Origin of the sequence: Streptococcus sp. HMSC073D05 (genome assembly GCF_001812015.1) — a bacterium.
Classification (GTDB): Bacteria; Bacillota; Bacilli; order Lactobacillales; family Streptococcaceae; genus Streptococcus; species Streptococcus parasanguinis_D.
Map to the genome: position 1 here is coordinate 1 of NZ_KV807486.1, position 243 is coordinate 243.

Here is a 243-nt window from a genome sequence, read left to right on the forward strand (position 1 = left end):
AGGTGTCGCAGGTTCGAATCCTGTCTTCCCGATATTATGGCGGTGTAGCTCAGCTGGCTAGAGCGTCCGGTTCATACCCGGGAGGTCGGGGGTTCGATCCCCTTCGCCGCTATATTGTTGATCTTGTTGGACCTTTAGCTCAGCTGGTTAGAGCTCTCGGCTCATAACCGAGTGGTCGTAGGTTCAAGTCCTACAAGGTCCATTGTTATTTTGGAGGATTACCCAAGTCCGGCTGAAGGGAAC

General features: G+C 53.1%; 2 tRNA genes. Both read left to right on the top strand.

Features of this window, described 5'->3' with window-relative positions:
* Positions 1–38 precede the first annotated feature (38 nt).
* Positions 39–112, top strand: a tRNA-Met gene (locus HMPREF2832_RS02670).
* A gap of 16 nt (positions 113–128) precedes the next feature.
* A tRNA-Ile gene (locus HMPREF2832_RS02675) sits at positions 129–202 on the top strand.
* Positions 203–243 lie beyond the last annotated feature (41 nt).